Raw genomic sequence first — 15644 nt, 5'->3', positions numbered from 1 at the left:
TCTGTTGACCCACCTCCTGATCGGACGGCAGCGGTCGGCGGAACGTCCGATGAGTCTGTGGCGCAGGGTGCTGATGGCCGGGGCGATTCTGCCGAATCCGCAAGTCGGGGTGCGTCGGTCGACGCTGCGACCTCGCTCGCGGTGCCGGCTCGCGAATCGGTCAGTGCTGCAGTCGGTTCCGTATCGAACGCGGCTGCGGATGCTTCCGTGCCGGTTGTCGCACAAAATGAATCAGGCGATGCCGCAGCCGATTCCGTCGAAGTAGCTGCCGTCGGCGCTGACGCATCGGTTTCCGCGTCTGTTGGACCAGCTGTCGGGTCGGACTCGGCGACTGAACCCGCGGCCGTTTCCGCCGCGGCGGACGAATCTGGCGCCGTCGTTTCTGATGGTGCGTCGAGGCGGCCGGTGCTGCTGGTGATCGCCGATTCGTTGTCCTACTTCGGGCCCAAGGGCGGGTTGCCCGCCGATCATCCGCAGATCTGGCCGAACCTTGTTGGGGCCGAGCTGGATTGGGATGTCGAGGTGGTCGGCCGGATCGGCTGGACCTGCCGGGACGCGTACTGGGCGTTGATCGGTGATCCGCGGGTGTGGGCGGCTGTGCCGCGCGCCGGCGCGGTGGTGTTCGCCGTCGGCGGCATGGATTCCCTGCCCTCGCCGCTGCCGACCGCGTTGCGTGAGCTGATCCGCTACATCCGCCCGCCGGTTCTGCGCCGTGGCGTGCGTGCCACCTACACCTGGCTGCAGCCCAAGCTGTCGAAACTCGGTCGGCCCGTTGCGCTTCCGCCGAAGGTGAGCGTGGACTACCTGGAGCAGTCGCGGGAAGCGTTGGCGCACTTGCGGCCTGAGCTGCCGTTCGTCGCGGTGCTGCCGTCCGTGCACAACTGCGATGCCTACGGGCGCGTGCATTCCGGACGTGAGCGTGCGGTGCAGGCGCTGCGCGCGTGGTCGGCTCGCACCTCGGTGCCGCTGGTCGATCTCGGTGAAGCCGTGCGCGACAACATCTTTTCCGGCGATGCGAACCCGGACGGTATCCACTGGGGCTGGGCCGGGCATACCGCGGTGGCCAACGCGATGGTGAAGACCCTGCAGGAGGTTCGGTAGTCCGTGGCCGTCGTGGTCGTGACAGATTCGTCCGCCAGCCTCCCTGCCGAACTCGCCGCCGAGCTCGATATCGCCGTCGTACCACTGCATGTCCTGATCGGTGACCGCGCGATCCGCGAGGGCGTCGACCCTGTCGACATCGATTATGCCTCGGACACGGTGACCACCTCGGCGGCATCGCCGGGCGAGTTGCGCGCCGTCTACGAACAGGCCTGGGAGCTCAGTGACAGCGATGGTGTTGTCGCGGTGCATATTTCGCGTCAACTCTCCGGTACTTGGGAGGCGGGTAGGCAGGCCGTCCGGGATATGGATGCCGCTGATCGAGTGCGTCTCGTAGATTCGCTCGGCGCGGGGCTGGCCACCGGGTTGCCGGTTTTGGCTGCCGCGCGTCGCGCACGCGCTGGAGCGCCGCTCGATATCGTCTACGACACCGCGGTTGCCGCGTCGAGCCGGGCGCGCACGTTCATCCTGGTGAATCGCACCGAACAGTTGCGTCGCGGCGGCCGATTGAGTTCCGCCGCCGCGTTTTTCGGCAGTGAGCTGGTCACCAAGCCCCTGCTGCAGATCGTCGAGGGTCGCCTCGAACTCCGTGAGAAGGTTCGCACGCGCTCCAAGGCTTTCGCGAAACTCGTTGCGGCAGCTGTCGATGCGGCGGGTGAGGATGGCGCCGCCGTCGCGGTCCAACACCTCGGTGCCGAAGAGGCCGCCCACACTGTCGCCGCACAGCTCCGCGACCTGATCCCCGGCATCCACGAGCTGATCGTCGCCGAATTCGGCCCTGCCTTGGGCGTCCATCTCGGCGTCGGTGCGGTAGGTGTCCTAGTCCTCCCGGGCGGCGCCTAACCCGTGGCCATCGCGTCGAACCGGACATCGACCGCCTAACTGTTCGCCGAGAAGCCGATCAGTGGACCGCGGACGACGATTGACGCAGGGTGCGGGCGCCGATACGGACGGCATCCCAGTCGGTGTCGGGTCGGCGGTCCAGCGCCTGTGTCAGCCAGCGCGTTCGCTCCCGTTGCTCGTGCCGCAACAGGCCGAGGTCGATCTCGATGCCCTCCGGCGGACCGGATGATTCGAATTCGCGAAGGCGTTCGTTCATCGAGGCGAACAGCGCGCGATCGAATTCGATGACGGCTGTGCGGAATTCGTCGGTCGGCACGCTTACCTGGCCGGACGAGGGACCGGTGAATTCGATCTCGCTCTCCGGATCCACCGGGTAGCGCCAAGCGACGGTGACGGAATCGCAGCCGCCCTTGACGGTGCGCCACCATCGCAGATGCGGGCCGAACCACAGGTATCCGGTGTCGAGGGTGCGGTCGCCGTACCAGGTCGACGCCGCGTCGGCCTCGGGTGTGTCCGCCCACGACCAACCTGTGGATTCGGTGCCGACGAAGTCGATCAGGTCGCCGGGCACCGGCTCCAGTGCGCTCGGTAGCAACGTCAGGATGTCCTCCCACAAGCGGGCGACGTAATACTCGACGTAGCAGTCGTGCGGAGTCTGGTGATGTCCGGCTTGGGTTCGCAGTAGCTCGGCCGTGCGGTCGGAAACGCGCAGTAGGTCATGGTCGCCGACACCGATGTAGTACCAGCCCTCGGTGAGCGCGAACCAGTGCAGGGCCCGGTACTGATCTCCGCCCGGGCCGACTCGGTCCAGCGGCGTCAAGCCGAAACGGAATCGGATCACGGACCAAGTTTTGCACCTCCCGGTCCGCCACGCCCGCCGACCGACCTGCGCCGCGTCGGCGAGTTGTCCACACCCCCGCGGTTATCAACAGGGCGGCCGAATTCCCTGCTCGGCCACGGCCTTTCGTCGCCCGCCAGAACTACCGTCGCCCCCATGCCACGACAGGACGAACGCGAGCGGATGCAGCGACGACTCGGCGCACTGACCAGCCGCGTCAGCGCCAGCCGGACGGGAATCGCAGGCGCGGCCGAAGCCTCGCGTCCCCTCGGCGGCCGCCGAGCGCACCTGGTGAGTCCGCGGCCCGCGGCTACCCGGGTGTCAGGCGGACTCCGCGATGCACTGCTGACCCGTGCAGCCGAGGCGTCGTTGTTGCCTGCCCGGTCGTCGATAGGTCTGTTGCAAGGTGCAGATCGGCGGTCGATCGAGCCGAGCCCCGGCGAGAGCCTAGTGGCCCCGGAAAGCACGGGGTCGCTGCGGAATGAGTCCCTGATGGCCGATGCGTCGAGTGTCGATCACGCACCGGGTGGACTGGGCTCGCGTGTGAGCCAGGTGATCGAAAAGAACGGGGCGTCATGGACAGCGGCGGAGCCATCGGGAGGCGCTGCGTTCCGTGCAGGTGGGTGGTCGGGTTCGGCCGGTTCGGCCGGCGACACGACGTTTTCGGTGGGTGCGATAGCGCAAGGGACGGTCGCGTCATCGGAGGTTGATGTTGAGCTGCCGGTGAATCGGCGGTTGGGATCGGGGGCGAGTGGGACACCTTCGCGGCGCGCGGGTCGGTGGGATCTTGTGGAGTTGCCGTCCGAGTCGGACGTCGAGGACGGTGACGAGGAATTCGGTGAGGTGCGTTCGCCGGGGTGGCTGGATGAACCCGCCGAGGGGCGTGGATGGCGGGATCGGGTTGTGCCGGAGCGTTTTCGGGGGATTCGGCTCGATCCGGGACGCCGGGGATTGTGCACGCTGCTAGCTATCGGGTTGGTGGCGATGGTGGTGGCCGCTGTCGTCATATTCCGTGAGCGGCCGGTTGCCCGACCGGTGCCGCCGTTGCCTGCGGTGCGGACGACCACGACTACCGCCGTTGCACAGATGTCGGGTGCGGTACCGCCGAGCGCGGCCGCATCGTCCGGTGCCGCACCGGCACCCACCCAGCCGGGTGGCGCAGCCGCATCACGTGGCGACGCACTTGCTGAGTCAGGTACTGAATTGGTGGTCAGCGTGGTCGGTTTGGTGCACCGAACCGGATTGGTGCGCCTGCCCGCTGGTGCGCGCGTCGCCGACGCGCTGGTAGCGGCAGGCGGCGCGCAGGACGGCGCGGACCTCGCCGGACTCAACCTGGCACAGCGGCTGGTCGACGGCGACCAGGTGCTCGTCGGCCCGCCCGGACCGAACCCGGGCCCACCACAACTCGGCAGCATGACAATCAACGCGGGCGGCCGCACCTCCGCCACGCCGTCCGGATCCGCCCACCCGACAACCCCTTCGGGCCGCGTCGACCTCAACACGGCGACGGAATCCGAACTCGAAGCCCTCCCCGGCATCGGCCCCGTCATGGCGAAGGCGATCATCGCCTGGCGCACCACCCACGGCCGCTTCACCGACGTAACCCAACTCGGCCAAGTAGACGGCATCGGCCCCGCCCGCCTGTCTCGCCTCCGCGAGCTGGTGAAGGTATGAACCCGACAGAACACCGGCCACGGACCTGGCCCCGGCCGCGGGATCTTGGCGAAGCGGTGGCGGACATGATCGCGCGTGATCGAGATGCCAGGCCTCGCGACGGGCACAGCATGCGCGATGGGTTGCTGGGCCGTGGTGCGGAGGGCGATGACTCCGATGATGAGCCGCAGGTGCTCGATGCTCGGTTGTTGCCTGCGGCGGTGTGTTGTTGGGGGGCAACGATTGTGGCGGTGGCGGCTGGGTGGGTGGCGGGGTTGTTGCTTGCCGTGGCGTTGGTGGTTTTGGCGATCGGGTTGTGGGTTTTGCTGTTGTGGGCGATGGCGCATCGAGGGGAGCGGCGGCGGGCTGTGGCGGTGGTTGCGCTGGCGGCGGTGTTGTTGGCGGCGGGGTTCGCGGTGGCCGCGGCGTGGCGGGAGCATCGGGTGGCGACGCATCCGTTGCGGGCGGCGTCGGGGTACTCGCTGCGGGTGGTGGTGACGCCGAGTGGTGATCCGAAGCCGGTGCGCGGCAGCTCATTCGGTGGGAGCCGGTGGGTTGTGCGGGGCGGTTTGGACGAGTATCGGCTCGGCGAGACGACGGTGCGAGCCGGCGGCGCAGTGGTGATTCTGGCGTCCGGTGACGGATGGGGCGAGTTGGCGCCTGGGCAGGCGGTCGAGTTCCAGGCGCGGGTGGAGGTACCGGGGCGGCGTGATCTCACGGTGGCGATGCTGCTGGCACAGGGATCACCGCGGGTCGTCGGCGGCTTGCCGTGGTGGCAGCGCGTAGCCCGTTCGGTGCGTAGGGATTTCGCGACGGCGACATCCCGAGCGCTGCCCGAGGAGCCGGCCGGATTGTTGCCTGCTCTCGTGGACGGTGACACCTCCGGGCTGCCCGACGATCTGCGCGAGGAGTTCGAAATCGCGGGCTTGTCCCACCTTTGCGTGGTCAGCGGAGCCAATTTCACTATTCTGTTAGGAGCCGTGCTGTTGGCGGTGCGGGTGCTGACCCTTGGTCCGCGCGCCGGAGCATTGGTCGCGGGAGCGGCGCTGGTGCTGTTCGTGATTATCGCGCGGCCCGATCCGAGCGTGCTGCGGGCCGGGGCGATGGGCGCGATCACCTTGCTGGCCTTGGTAACTGGACGTCGGAAACAGGCGCTACCCGCACTCTGCGCGGCGATCATCGGCCTGCTCGCCGTGTGGCCCGCGCTCGCGGTTTCCGCAGGCTTCGCGTTGTCGGCGTGTGCGACCGCCGGATTGATCCTGCTGGCACCGAGTTGGGCGGACTGGCTGCGGGCGCGGGGGTGGCGGCGGGTGCCCGCCGAGATCGTCGCGGTGGCGACAGGCGCGTTCGTCGTCACGACGCCACTGGTGGTCGCCTTGGATGGAAAGCTCAGTCTGATCGCGATTTTCGCGAATATTCTGGTGGAGCCGGTCATCGCGCCGATCACGGTGATCGGCGCAGTGGGTGCGGTGCTGGCCTGTGTCTGGTTGCCGCTGGCCGAGCTCGTAGTGCACTGTGTCGCACCGCCGATGTGGTGGTTGCTGTTCGTCGCCGAACATGCCGCCGACGTGCCCGGCTCGTCCCTCGAAGTGCCCAGCGGAATGCTCGGCGGGCTGGTCGCCCTCGTGGTTGTCACGGTAGGCATCCTCGTGCTGCGATTCGCCGCGATACGGAGGGTGATCCTGACCGTGGCATTCGGTGTGGCGGTGGTGGTGATCCCAGTGCGGATCTGGCATCCAGGCTGGCCACCTGCGGGCTGGGTACTCGCCGCCTGCGATGTCGGCCAAGGTGACGGACTCGCCTTGTCCGTCGGAACGGACACTGCCGTACTTATCGACGTCGGCCCTGAGCCCCGCCCGATCCGAAATTGCTTGGACCGCTTACATATCTCACGCGTCGCACTACTGGTGCTGACACATCCCCACGCCGACCACATCGGCGGTATCAGTGGCGCGCTGGACGGACGAGCCGTAGCCGCAGTGGCCGTCGGATTGCATGAGCTCGAGGGTGTGGCGCCGAACGCCAGCGATACGGCGGTTGCCGAGGATGCGCAGTTGGCTCGAACTGCGCAAGCAGGTTCCGTCTCGGACGGTGGTCGTGAGTTCGGGAGTGGATCAGTAAGCGGTGGTTGTGGATTGCCGGAGGGTCAGCATGATTCGGCACGGCGTGCGGACAGTGCTGCGAATGGCAGATCTGGCTCGGTGGCTGGAGTGGTGGACGTGCAGTGTCAGCAGACCGGTGATTCGTGTGAGTCGCCGGGCAAGCGATGCGCGCAGCTAGTTGATCGGCCCGCATCGAGCGACCGACATGGGGCGCCTTCGCAGCATGGTGCACGAGTGGAGGGGCTGGCGAAGGTGGTGTTGGCGGCGGGGGAGGCCGGGATTCCGATGATCGAGCTGTCGGCTGGACAGGTGTTCCGCTTCGGCACAGTCGAATTGGAGGTGCTCGCACCTGACGTGGGTGGGCCGCGGCCAACGCCAGGAGCTGAGGCCGAGGAAGCCAACGATCGTTCGATCGTCCTGGCCGCGACCACTGCCGCCGGGCGCATCCTGCTTACCGGAGACATCGAGGCGGCTGCGCAACGAGCATTACTGCAGAGCGGAGTCTCGTTGCAGGCAGACGTGCTGAAGCTTCCGCACCATGGGGCGCGCACCACCACAACGGAATTCCTCGCCGCGGTGCATCCGCGGCTGACCGTGGTCAGTGTCGGCGCCGAGAACACCTTCGGCCATCCGAATGCCGGAGTCCTCACGGAGCTATCCGATCTCGGCAGCACCGTGGCACGCACCGATCAGCGTGGCGACGTGCTGGTACTAGGCGATAGCGGATCACTGCGGGTAGTGACCGCTCGATGAGGTATTTGCGTTCTGTAAAGCAGATCGTCATACAACGTGTGAAGCCCAAAGCAGAGTGGAAGGTGTGACAAAGCCTGTGAACATGCGGCTATGTGCGGATTTCGTAGACGCGGCCAAGCTGGCCGCCGAGACGGACGGCATCACCCCCACCGCGTTCGCCGCCAAGGCGATCGAGGAGAAGCTGCTGCGTCGGGAGTTCGATGAGCACGCTCGGATGGTGCACGAGGCCGAAGCGGCGGACCCTGAGCCTCTCCTGCGGAAGCCCCGTGCGGTTCGTGACGGCCTCGCTGCGTGGAAGGCAGATCGACGTCCCGGTGGGCCGTCATGCGACAGGGCGACGTTTACCGCTCCGACCTGTCCCCGCCGACCGGTGAACGGGCCCTGTACCTGGTCATCTCGAGTGACGAATACAACGAGGCAGCTGGCCCGACAGTCGTGGTGGTCGAGATAGAAACCGGAACCCGCTACCGAGCAACGTCTTTCGGTACCGCAGTAGAAACGCCATTCGGTGTAGCGCTCGCCGATCGGCTGCTGTGGCTGCCACGAACGCAGGTGGGAGAACGCTTCGACCGACTCGACGCCGAGCTGACCTGGCGCGTCGTCGACGCGAGTCGCCGGGTTCTGCGTGGTGCGCGGTGAACACGCGGAACCTGCGGCGCGGGTCTGTCGGTGGGGGACCGTAGGATCGCTGCCGTGACCGAGCCCAGCGAGCGTCAGCGAGTGAAACTTCGACACGACGTGCCTTCGTCGGTGGCGGAGGCGAGCGTCGGCTGGGTGCACACGGGGGAGCGCAGCGAGCGAATCAACGGCACAGTGACCTCGGTCGGGTCGGAACTGAGCGTCAGCGAGGTGGCGGCATGACCGAGCGGCCCGCGTTGCACCTGGTGCTGGGGGATGAGGAACTGCTGGTCGAGCGTGCGGTGGCGGAGGTCACCGCACAGGTGCGTGCGCTCGCGCCGGATGCCGAAGCGGTACCGGTTGATCGGATGCGGGCAGGCGACGCGAGCACTGCGGAGCTGGCCGAGTTGTTGAGTCCGTCGCTGTTCGCCGAGGACCGGGTGATCATCCTGGAGTCGGCGGCCGAAGCGGGCAAGGACGCGGTCGCGGTGATCACCGCCGCCGCGGGCGATCCGCCCGAAGGTGTGGTGCTGGTGGTGCTGCATTCCGGTGGCGGACGAGCCAAGGCGCTGGTGCCCGCGCTGCAGAAGGCCGGTGCGGTGGTGCACGACTGCGCCAAGATAACGAAGTCGGCCGAGCGAGTGGAGTTCGTGCGCGGCGAATTCCGGAACGCCGGGGTGCGCGTCGCGGGCGACGTCGTGCAGGCGATGTTGGAGTCCGTCGGCTCCGACCTGCGCGAGCTCGCCGCCGCCTGTTCACAGCTGGCCTCCGACACCGGCGGCAAGATCGACGTCGCCGCCGTCCACCGCTACTACTCCGGCAAAGCCGAGGTCTCCGGCTTCGACGTGGCCGAGCTCGCCGTCGCCGGCGACCGCCCCGGCGCAATGGAAGCCCTGCGCTGGGCCAACGACCGCGGCGTCCCGCACGTGCTGCTCGCCGACGCCCTCGCCGATTCCGTGCACACCATCGCCCGAGTCGGCTCAGCGGGCCGCGGCGACCCCTTCAAACTCGCCCAGCAGCTCGGCATGCCCCCGTGGAAGGTCAAGAAGGCCCAAGCCCAGGCACGCAACTGGACCCCCACCACCATCGGCTCCGCCCTCCAGGTAGTCGCCGCCCTGAACGCCGACGTCAAGGGCGGCGCCGCCGACGCGAACTACGCCCTGGAACACGCCCTCACCCAAATCCTGGACCTGCACTCCGCAGGCTGACGCCACCAACGGACCACCGCTCCGCACGAAAACGTCCGGCCCGCCTAGGGATTGATCACTTGCGCGGCAATTGGCAGGCAGGACCGCGCTGTGCCGGAACCGCCGACGATGCGCGCCTGCAATGCGCTTAGATATCCGGTGGTCCACCGGGCTGACCCTGTGCGGGAGCTGAGCTGGGTGATGGCTCTATACGGACGATCGGCGCGCACGAAATCGACTGGCGTGTCCGCGAGTTGGCTGATCCGCGCCGGAGCTGACCCCGCTGGCGAGTTCGGCCAGGGTCGGTGACCGTGTACCGGAGTTTGCTGGCCTGCGCTGGGTTCGGCCAAGCCGCACCGGAGTTGGCAGGTTCCGGAGTTGGTCGTTGTGTACTGGAATTTGGCTAACCACACTGAAATCGACAGGCAGGAATGTGCTTACCGCAGCCACACGTCGGCATACTCCATATGCGATGACGTCCGCGTCTGTGCGTCGTGGCTGAGGCCGCGCACGGAATAGCCCGCTGCGAATGGATTTGCCAGCAATTTCGTGCGCGGCCGGACGGAACGGGCGCGGCTTTCGGCAATGAGAGGCCCTTGCCTGGCTGGTCTCGATCGAACGGGTGGGTCGCAATCGGCAGACTGTTGGACTCAACTGGCGGTGTTGGGTGTGTGCTGAGACACATGTGGGGCAGAACTCAATGACCCGGATGTGTATAGATCCTGCTGATGCGGTCGGTTTCGGTGTTCGATAGATCGTTTCGTCAGATCGCAACGTCAGGTGAGGTTTGTCCGGTCTCGGTGAGGTCCTTGCAGCGGTTCGATTGCCACCTCTATGTTTGCTGGTTGCGGTCCGGCCAGCGCTTTTGTGACAAATTCAGCGAATTGATAGCTACCTGAATCGTGTCAAACTGGATCTGGTTATGGACGAGCGAACTGCACCGGGCTTTCCGGTTGATGATTACCGGCGGGCCGGTGCTTGGCGCGGACGTCGGCGGCGGGGTGGTGTGCATCGGCGGCCGGCGCGGCGGGTGGGGCTGGCGGTGCTGAAAGTCGTGGCCAGTGGGTTATCGGTGGCGGTGTTGGCGGGGACGGCGGTCGGGTGGGCGACCGAGGGGCGGTTCGATAAGGGGTTCACCAGGTCGGCGGCGTTGGGGGTGGATGCGCCTCGGTCGCTGGCCGGTGATGTGAATGTGTTGTTGATCGGGCTGGATACTCGTAAGGATCAAGACGGGAATGATCTGCCGAAGGAGATCCTCGATCAGTTACATGCGGGCGATGGCGAAGAGGGTGGGTACAACGCGAATACGTTGATCCTGGTGCATATTCCGGCGGATATGAAAAAGATTGTTGCAGTGTCGATTCCGCGAGACGACTATGTCAAGGTTTCCGGTATTCCTGGCTACACCAATGTGAAGATCAAGGAAGCGTACGGGCTGAAGAAGGCGGCCGTTCAGGATCAATTGATCAATCAAGGCGTGACCGATAGCAAGGCGTTGGAGCGTTCGGGACGCGAGGCGGGCCGGGCTTCGATCGTGCAGGCGGTGCGCGATCTGACCGGGGTACCGATCGATCGGTTCGGCGAGGTCACGTTGGCGGGTTTCTACGACTTGGCCAAAGCGCTTGGTGGGGTCGAGGTTTGTCTCAACAAGCCGGTGAACGACAGCTACTACTCGGGTGCCGATTTCCCTGCGGGCAGGCAGCGGCTCGACCCGGCCCAGTCGCTCGCCTTCGTCCGGCAGCGCCACGGTCTGGAAAACGGCGATCTCGACCGGACCCACCGCCAGCAGGCCTTCCTCACGTCGGTGGCGCTCGATCTGCGCAAGGCGGGCACGTTCACCGATATCAGCAAGCTGTCCGCGCTGATTGACGTCGCGCATCGCAATGTCGTGCTGTCCGACGGGTGGAACATCACCGACTTCCTGCGCACCCTCGGCACGTCCGAGAGCCCGGCGGTCGAATTCCGCACCCTCCCGGTGCTTCGCTACGACAACATCAACGGCCAGGACGTCAACATCATCGACCCGGCGGCAATCCGCCGCGAGGTCCGCACTGCATTCGGCGACCCGGATCCGACTGTCGCGCTATACAACCCGCCTCGGCCGCAAACGTTGTCGACCGCCGACCCGCAGGCCGGATCCGCAATGCCGACGCCGGATGTCGGCAAGCCGGTGGACGCCACCATTACCGGCGACACCATTCCTTGCGTCAATTGATCGGCCGGACATCCGCGAAAGTATTGCGCTGGAAGCAATCTCGTAGCGATGAGCGCTCGGTAACGTCCGCTGGTCGACATCGTTGCGCCGACCCAGTCCTGGAACGAACCGCTCAAGGCAAATCTCGGCCGAAGTAACGGCTCACCGGCGCGTCCTGGTACACACCGAACCCGGGGATCGTCAGATAGCCCGCAGAGATGTACAGGGCGATGGACTCCGGCTGCAGGGCAGCGGTTTCCAGGATCATCCGTCGGCGCCCGGCCGCCACCGCACTCTGCTCGATGGCCGTCAACAGCGACCTGGCCAGACCGCGTCGGCGAGCCTCGACGACCACATACATACGTTTGAGTTCGGCATCCCCGTCACGGAAGCCGGGCTCGTCACTGTCATGGGCGCGCCACCCGGCACAGGCCACCGGAACGCCGTCGAGATAACCGACCAGGAACGTGCCGCGCGGCGGTTCGAACTCGGCCGGATCGGTCGGAGTCGCGTCTGGTTCGCCGTAGCGCGTCACGTACTCCTGCTGTACCGCTGCGATCAACTTCTGCGCATCCGGACTGTCGTAGGCCCGCGCCACCAGATCCATAACCCGCAAGGCTAGCGATCTGCTTTCACCGGGTCGAACGACTTTACGACTGGCCAATTTTCACAGCGCGGCAGTGACTCGCTCCACTCCCGGTCCGGTCAGCGCGGCGAGTCCCGCCGTACGTCCTGTAGCGACAAGCAGCAGGTTACTGAGCGGCCCACGGATCGCCTCGGGACCGTTCCCGCCCGCCCACTCCGCATCCGTGGCCGTCAGCCGAATCCCACGCAACCGCTTGCGTGCACCGTAGAACGGACTCCGCAGTACATGGTCGAGCGCCGCGCACGCCGGCTCAGCGGGCATCTCCCGGACCCTGCCGAGCGGCCGCGCGACATCCTGCCCGTGAATCATCATGTCCACCAACGGATCCAGTGGGCTCGCGCCGGGTGCCCGGCGCGCCGAGCCGGCCGATTCACGCAGTTGCGCGATCAGCTCAGCGGGTCTGAACTGCGCGGCGTGGTCGCGGGCCTGGTCAGCATTCATCCGGTTCCAGTCGCCGCGGGCCCGGACAATGCCGACGAGCGTGCCCCACAGGGTGTCCGTGCTGGACAGCGTGACGTGCGCGAGCACCTCGTGCACGGTCCAGCCGGCACATAGTGACTGCACTTGCCACTCGTGCTCGCCCAGTTCGGCGAAGAAGTCGGCGAGGGCGAGCCGTTCGGCTCGCACCCACGCCAGGGTCTGATCTCGGTCCACGGTGTCCTCCGGTTCGGCGGTGTCACCGGTACTGACGGTGCGCGGCACCGAATCTCACCGCAAAACGGGAAGACGCGCATTACGCGGCGGTGCGAGCAAGGCCAGCACCGCCGCGTAAGTCTGCCACTCAGGCGCGTCCCTGAACCTTCAGATCACCGGCGATGACATTGCGGGTCATCGGCAGTGCCAGCATGTCGTGCGGGAACCCGAGTTCGATGGCGCTCGCCTGCTGCAGCCGATCCAGTTGTGCGGCATCGAATTCGACATCGAGGGCGCCGAGATTGTCCGCCAACTGGGCGGCGGTGCGGGCGCCGATGATGGGCGAGGTCACCCCGGGATTGCGCAACGTCCAGGCCAGCGCGACCTGTGCGGGTGACTTGCCGAGCTCGGCGGCGACTTCCTTGACCACGTCGGCGATGTCCAGCGACCGCTCGGTGAGCGCGCCCTGCGCCGCCACCACGTCTTTGCGAGTGCCCTCGGGCGAGCCGGCCGCCGCGTGTTCGAGATCGTCGCGGGTGTACTTGCCGGTGAGCACGCCACCGCCCAGCGGCGACCACGGGATCACCCCGAGGCCGAGTTCCCGCGCCATCGGAATGAGGTCACGTTCGACGGTCCGCTCGATCAGGCTGTATTCGATCTGCAGCGCGATCAGCGGCGACCAGCCACGCAGGTCGGCGATCGCCTGCATTCGGGAGACCTGCCAGGCCGGCGCATCGGAGATGCCGACGTAGAGCACCTTGCCCGAACGCACGAGATCGTCCATGCCACGCAGGATTTCGTCGACGGGAGTCATGAAATCCCAGGCGTGCAGGTACAGCAGATCGATGTAGTCGGTGTTGAGCCTGCGCAGGCTCGCCTCGACCGAGGCGAACATGCTCTTGCGGTGGTTCCCACCGGAATTGGGGTCACCCTGACGCCGCAGCATCGTGTATTTCGTTGCCAGCACCAGGCTTTCGCGATTGTCCGCGGTGAATTCGCCGAGCAGTTGCTCGGAGCTGCCGTTGGTGTACTGACTCGCGGTGTCGATGAAGTTTCCGCCGCGATCGAGGTAGGTGTCCAAGATCTTGCGTGCCTCGTCTTTATCGGCACCCCAACCCCAGTCGGCGCCGAAGGTCATCGTGCCGAGAGACAGCGGAGACACCCGAAGACCCGAGCGGCCGAGCAGCCGGTAGGTATCGAGGGTGAGTGCTCCGGACATGTCCAGCTCCTTGTCGTTGGTGCATCTTTGGTGGTGAAACCCAGTCTGGAGCGGGGCAAGCAGATGGGTAAGGGAAGCTTCTTCCTGGGAAAGCCAGTCCTATGCAGCCGTAATATCGAAAGTGATGACTGGAACGGTGAATGCGACAGGCGGCGCGAGCGCGCGGCTCGGCGGGCTGAATGGCCACGGCGGGCCGGTAGGTACCGCCAATCTGACACAGGAATTGGCGGCCTTCCTGCGAGACCGGCGCGAACGCCTGATGCCCGGTGACCTCGGGCTGCCGGTGCGCAAGCAGGCGCGGCGCACGCCGGGGCTGCGGCGTGAAGAGGTCGCGGAGTTGGCGGGGGTCAGCACCGACTACATCGTCCGGTTGGAGCAGGGACGCGGCCTGCGACCGTCGGCGGACGTGCTGGAGGCCCTGTCGCGGGCGCTGCGGCTGGACACCGACGAACGCGCCTACCTGTTCGATCTGGCCCAGCAGCGGCCGCCGAATGCCGGAAAGCCGAGCACGGTGCCCGCACCGGCGCTGGCCATGCTGGTGCATGATCTGTCGCCGCTACCGGCGATGCTGGTCAACCATCGCTACGACATCCTGGCCTGGAACCGGGAGATGTCGCGACTGATCGTCGACTTCGACACGCTGCCGCCGCGGCACCGCAACACCATGTGGCTGTGCCTGATGGAGCCGAGCATGCGTGAGTTCTATGTGGAGCGTGAGCGCATCATCCGCGAGGGCATCGCCGACTTGCGCGCGGCCTGGGCGGCTCATCCCGAGGACCAGGCGCTCAGCGATCTGATCGCCGAGTTCACCCGCAGCGCTGAGTTCGAGCAGGCGTGGGCCCAGCACGACGTGAAGGTGCACGGGCGCGGCGCCAAGCCGCTGCGCCACCCGATCGTCGGGCAGCTGGTGGTCAATTATGAGGTGCTGATGCCGGTACAGGACCCTGACCAGCGCATCATCATCTATCGAGCGGCCGATGCGGATTCTCAGACGGCGCTGGATCGGCTGGTGGCCGATCCGGCGCCGTTGGTCGATCGGACATCGCCAGGACTCACTCCACAGAGCTGAGTACTAGCTCCTCTTCGTCTTCCTCCGACTCCTCATAGCGGCCCTCCCAGTCGTCGTAAACGGGCACTTCGTCGTCACGCGTGACAACCCACTCCAACGAGTAATTGCCCTCATCGTCGATGGGAACCATCACGTTCTCGATCTTCACCCCGAGGCCGAGGACCTCGGCGGCCCGGATCACGTCGGGCAGATCCTCGCCACGGACCACGGTCTGATTGGCGTAAACGGTAACCATGCGCCGAATGGTAGCTGGAACCACCGACAGGCTGTGGCCCGATCCCGAATCCTCGGCGATGAACACTGGGCTGACCAGGCATGGGCACGACAAAAGCCGCCGTGGTCGTCGAGGCCACGGCGGCTGCGTCAATGCATGTGGTACCGGATGGTACCGGAAAATCAGATCTTGTTCAGAGCCAGCGCGAGGGCCGACTTCTTGTTGGCAGCCTGGTTGGCGTGGATGACGCCCTTCGAGGCAGCCTTGTCGAGCTTGCGGCTCGCGGTCTGGAGCTGCGCGGCGGCCTTTTCTTTGTCGCCGGCCGCGGCGGCTTCCCGGAAGCTGCGGATCGCGGTGCGCAGCGAGGACTTGACCGACTGGTTACGCTTGCGCGCTTCCTCGTTGGTACGGATCCGCTTCAACTGGGACTTGATGTTGGCCACGCCTGTTTCCTCGTGTTCCTGTCGCTGAGTGGTTTGTGCTGGAAAAGTTCTTACGCGTGCGTCGCACCCTCGGTAAACGGGTAACGCAACGCCGAAGGTCGAGGATACCAGCCGCCGCTCGGCGCACGAAA

15 protein-coding genes are annotated in these 15644 nt (G+C 66.4%); 9 read left to right on the top strand and 6 right to left on the bottom strand.

What is annotated here, in order from left to right; all coding sequences use genetic code 11:
- Positions 1-405: 405 nt before the first annotated feature.
- On the top strand, positions 406-1101 hold the full coding sequence (gene octT, locus ABZ942_RS17350; RefSeq protein WP_357382961.1) for a diglucosylglycerate octanoyltransferase: 696 nt from the start codon (positions 406-408) through the stop codon (positions 1099-1101).
- 3 nt (positions 1102-1104) lie between these two features.
- Positions 1105-1944 (top strand): DegV family protein, encoded by an 840-nt coding sequence (locus ABZ942_RS17345; RefSeq protein WP_357382959.1) that lies wholly within the window; start codon positions 1105-1107, stop codon positions 1942-1944.
- Between the two features lie 58 nt (positions 1945-2002).
- Here ABZ942_RS17345 and ABZ942_RS17340 read toward each other — a convergent pair whose 3' ends face one another.
- On the bottom strand, positions 2003-2785 hold the full coding sequence (locus ABZ942_RS17340) for a DUF5984 family protein (RefSeq protein ID WP_357382957.1): 783 nt from the start codon (positions 2783-2785) through the stop codon (positions 2003-2005).
- Between the two features lie 786 nt (positions 2786-3571).
- On the opposite strand from ABZ942_RS17340, the gene ABZ942_RS17335 reads away from it, so the two are divergent.
- The 6 genes from ABZ942_RS17335 (at position 3572) to ABZ942_RS17310 (ending at position 11310) form a co-directional block, all read left to right on the top strand.
- Positions 3572-4456, top strand: a complete 885-nt coding sequence (locus tag ABZ942_RS17335) for a ComEA family DNA-binding protein (RefSeq protein WP_357382955.1) — start codon at positions 3572-3574, stop codon at positions 4454-4456.
- 65 nt (positions 4457-4521) lie between these two features.
- A complete protein-coding gene (locus ABZ942_RS17330) occupies positions 4522-7290 on the top strand; it encodes a ComEC/Rec2 family competence protein (protein WP_357382953.1) in 2769 nt (922 codons plus the stop codon).
- A gap of 324 nt (positions 7291-7614) precedes the next feature.
- Entirely contained in the window at positions 7615-7929 is a 315-nt protein-coding gene (locus ABZ942_RS17325) for a type II toxin-antitoxin system PemK/MazF family toxin (protein ID WP_357382951.1), read from the top strand.
- Positions 7930-7983: 54 nt separating this feature from the next.
- On the top strand, positions 7984-8151 hold the full coding sequence (locus ABZ942_RS17320; RefSeq protein WP_357382949.1) for a hypothetical protein: 168 nt from the start codon (positions 7984-7986) through the stop codon (positions 8149-8151).
- Complete coding sequence (gene holA / locus ABZ942_RS17315; protein WP_357382947.1) at positions 8148-9116, top strand: DNA polymerase III subunit delta; 969 nt, start codon at positions 8148-8150, stop codon at positions 9114-9116. The genes ABZ942_RS17320 and holA overlap by 4 nt, the downstream gene beginning before the upstream one ends.
- Before the next feature lie 901 nt (positions 9117-10017).
- On the top strand, positions 10018-11310 hold the full coding sequence (locus ABZ942_RS17310; RefSeq protein WP_357382945.1) for an LCP family protein: 1293 nt from the start codon (positions 10018-10020) through the stop codon (positions 11308-11310).
- A 112-nt stretch (positions 11311-11422) separates the two neighbouring features.
- Here the strand turns inward: ABZ942_RS17310 and ABZ942_RS17305 are convergent, their stop codons facing one another.
- From ABZ942_RS17305 to ABZ942_RS17295, 3 genes are all read right to left on the bottom strand, one after another.
- Positions 11423-11896, bottom strand: a complete 474-nt coding sequence (locus tag ABZ942_RS17305; protein WP_357382943.1) for a GNAT family N-acetyltransferase — start codon at positions 11894-11896, stop codon at positions 11423-11425.
- Positions 11897-11956: 60 nt separating this feature from the next.
- Positions 11957-12637 carry a maleylpyruvate isomerase family mycothiol-dependent enzyme gene (locus ABZ942_RS17300; RefSeq protein ID WP_357382942.1) on the bottom strand — a complete coding sequence of 227 codons (681 nt, stop codon included), beginning with the start codon at positions 12635-12637 and terminating at the stop codon, positions 11957-11959.
- A 79-nt stretch (positions 12638-12716) separates the two neighbouring features.
- Positions 12717-13787, bottom strand: coding sequence for an aldo/keto reductase (locus tag ABZ942_RS17295; protein ID WP_357382940.1), 1071 nt, complete (start codon positions 13785-13787; stop codon positions 12717-12719).
- 124 nt (positions 13788-13911) lie between these two features.
- On the opposite strand from ABZ942_RS17295, the gene ABZ942_RS17290 reads away from it, so the two are divergent.
- The gene (locus ABZ942_RS17290) at positions 13912-14856 is read left to right on the top strand and encodes a helix-turn-helix transcriptional regulator (protein ID WP_357382938.1); all 945 of its coding nucleotides are present in this window, start codon (positions 13912-13914) and stop codon (positions 14854-14856) included.
- Here ABZ942_RS17290 and ABZ942_RS17285 read toward each other — a convergent pair.
- Entirely contained in the window at positions 14840-15091 is a 252-nt protein-coding gene (locus ABZ942_RS17285; RefSeq protein WP_150403050.1) for a hypothetical protein, read from the bottom strand. The two genes, ABZ942_RS17290 and ABZ942_RS17285, sit on opposite strands and share 17 nt — an antisense overlap.
- A 161-nt stretch (positions 15092-15252) precedes the next feature.
- Positions 15253-15513: a 30S ribosomal protein S20 gene (rpsT, locus tag ABZ942_RS17280; protein WP_107660148.1), complete on the bottom strand. Its 261-nt coding sequence runs from the start codon at positions 15511-15513 to the stop codon at positions 15253-15255.
- Positions 15514-15644: the final 131 nt, after the last annotated feature.

Origin of the sequence: Nocardia sp. NPDC046473 (genome assembly GCF_040645995.1) — a bacterium.
Classification (GTDB): domain Bacteria; phylum Actinomycetota; class Actinomycetes; order Mycobacteriales; family Mycobacteriaceae; genus Nocardia.
Note: the sequence above shows the minus strand (reverse complement) of the source record. Positions and strands in the feature narration are given on the sequence as shown.

Bases quoted from the DNA above. Each gene is read 5' to 3' on its own strand.
- ABZ942_RS17330 (WP_357382953.1), top strand. From the start codon at position 4,522: ATGATCGCGCGTGATCGAGATGCCAGGCCTCGCGACGGGCACAGCATG.
- ABZ942_RS17325 (WP_357382951.1), top strand. From the start codon at position 7,615: ATGCGACAGGGCGACGTTTACCGCTCCGACCTGTCCCCGCCGACCGGT.
- holA (WP_357382947.1), top strand. From the start codon at position 8,148: ATGACCGAGCGGCCCGCGTTGCACCTGGTGCTGGGGGATGAGGAACTG.
- ABZ942_RS17310 (WP_357382945.1), top strand. From the start codon at position 10,018: ATGGACGAGCGAACTGCACCGGGCTTTCCGGTTGATGATTACCGGCGG.
- ABZ942_RS17305 (WP_357382943.1), bottom strand. From the start codon at position 11,896: ATGGATCTGGTGGCGCGGGCCTACGACAGTCCGGATGCGCAGAAGTTG.
- ABZ942_RS17295 (WP_357382940.1), bottom strand. From the start codon at position 13,787: ATGTCCGGAGCACTCACCCTCGATACCTACCGGCTGCTCGGCCGCTCG.
- ABZ942_RS17290 (WP_357382938.1), top strand. From the start codon at position 13,912: ATGACTGGAACGGTGAATGCGACAGGCGGCGCGAGCGCGCGGCTCGGC.
- ABZ942_RS17285 (WP_150403050.1), bottom strand. From the start codon at position 15,091: ATGGTTACCGTTTACGCCAATCAGACCGTGGTCCGTGGCGAGGATCTG.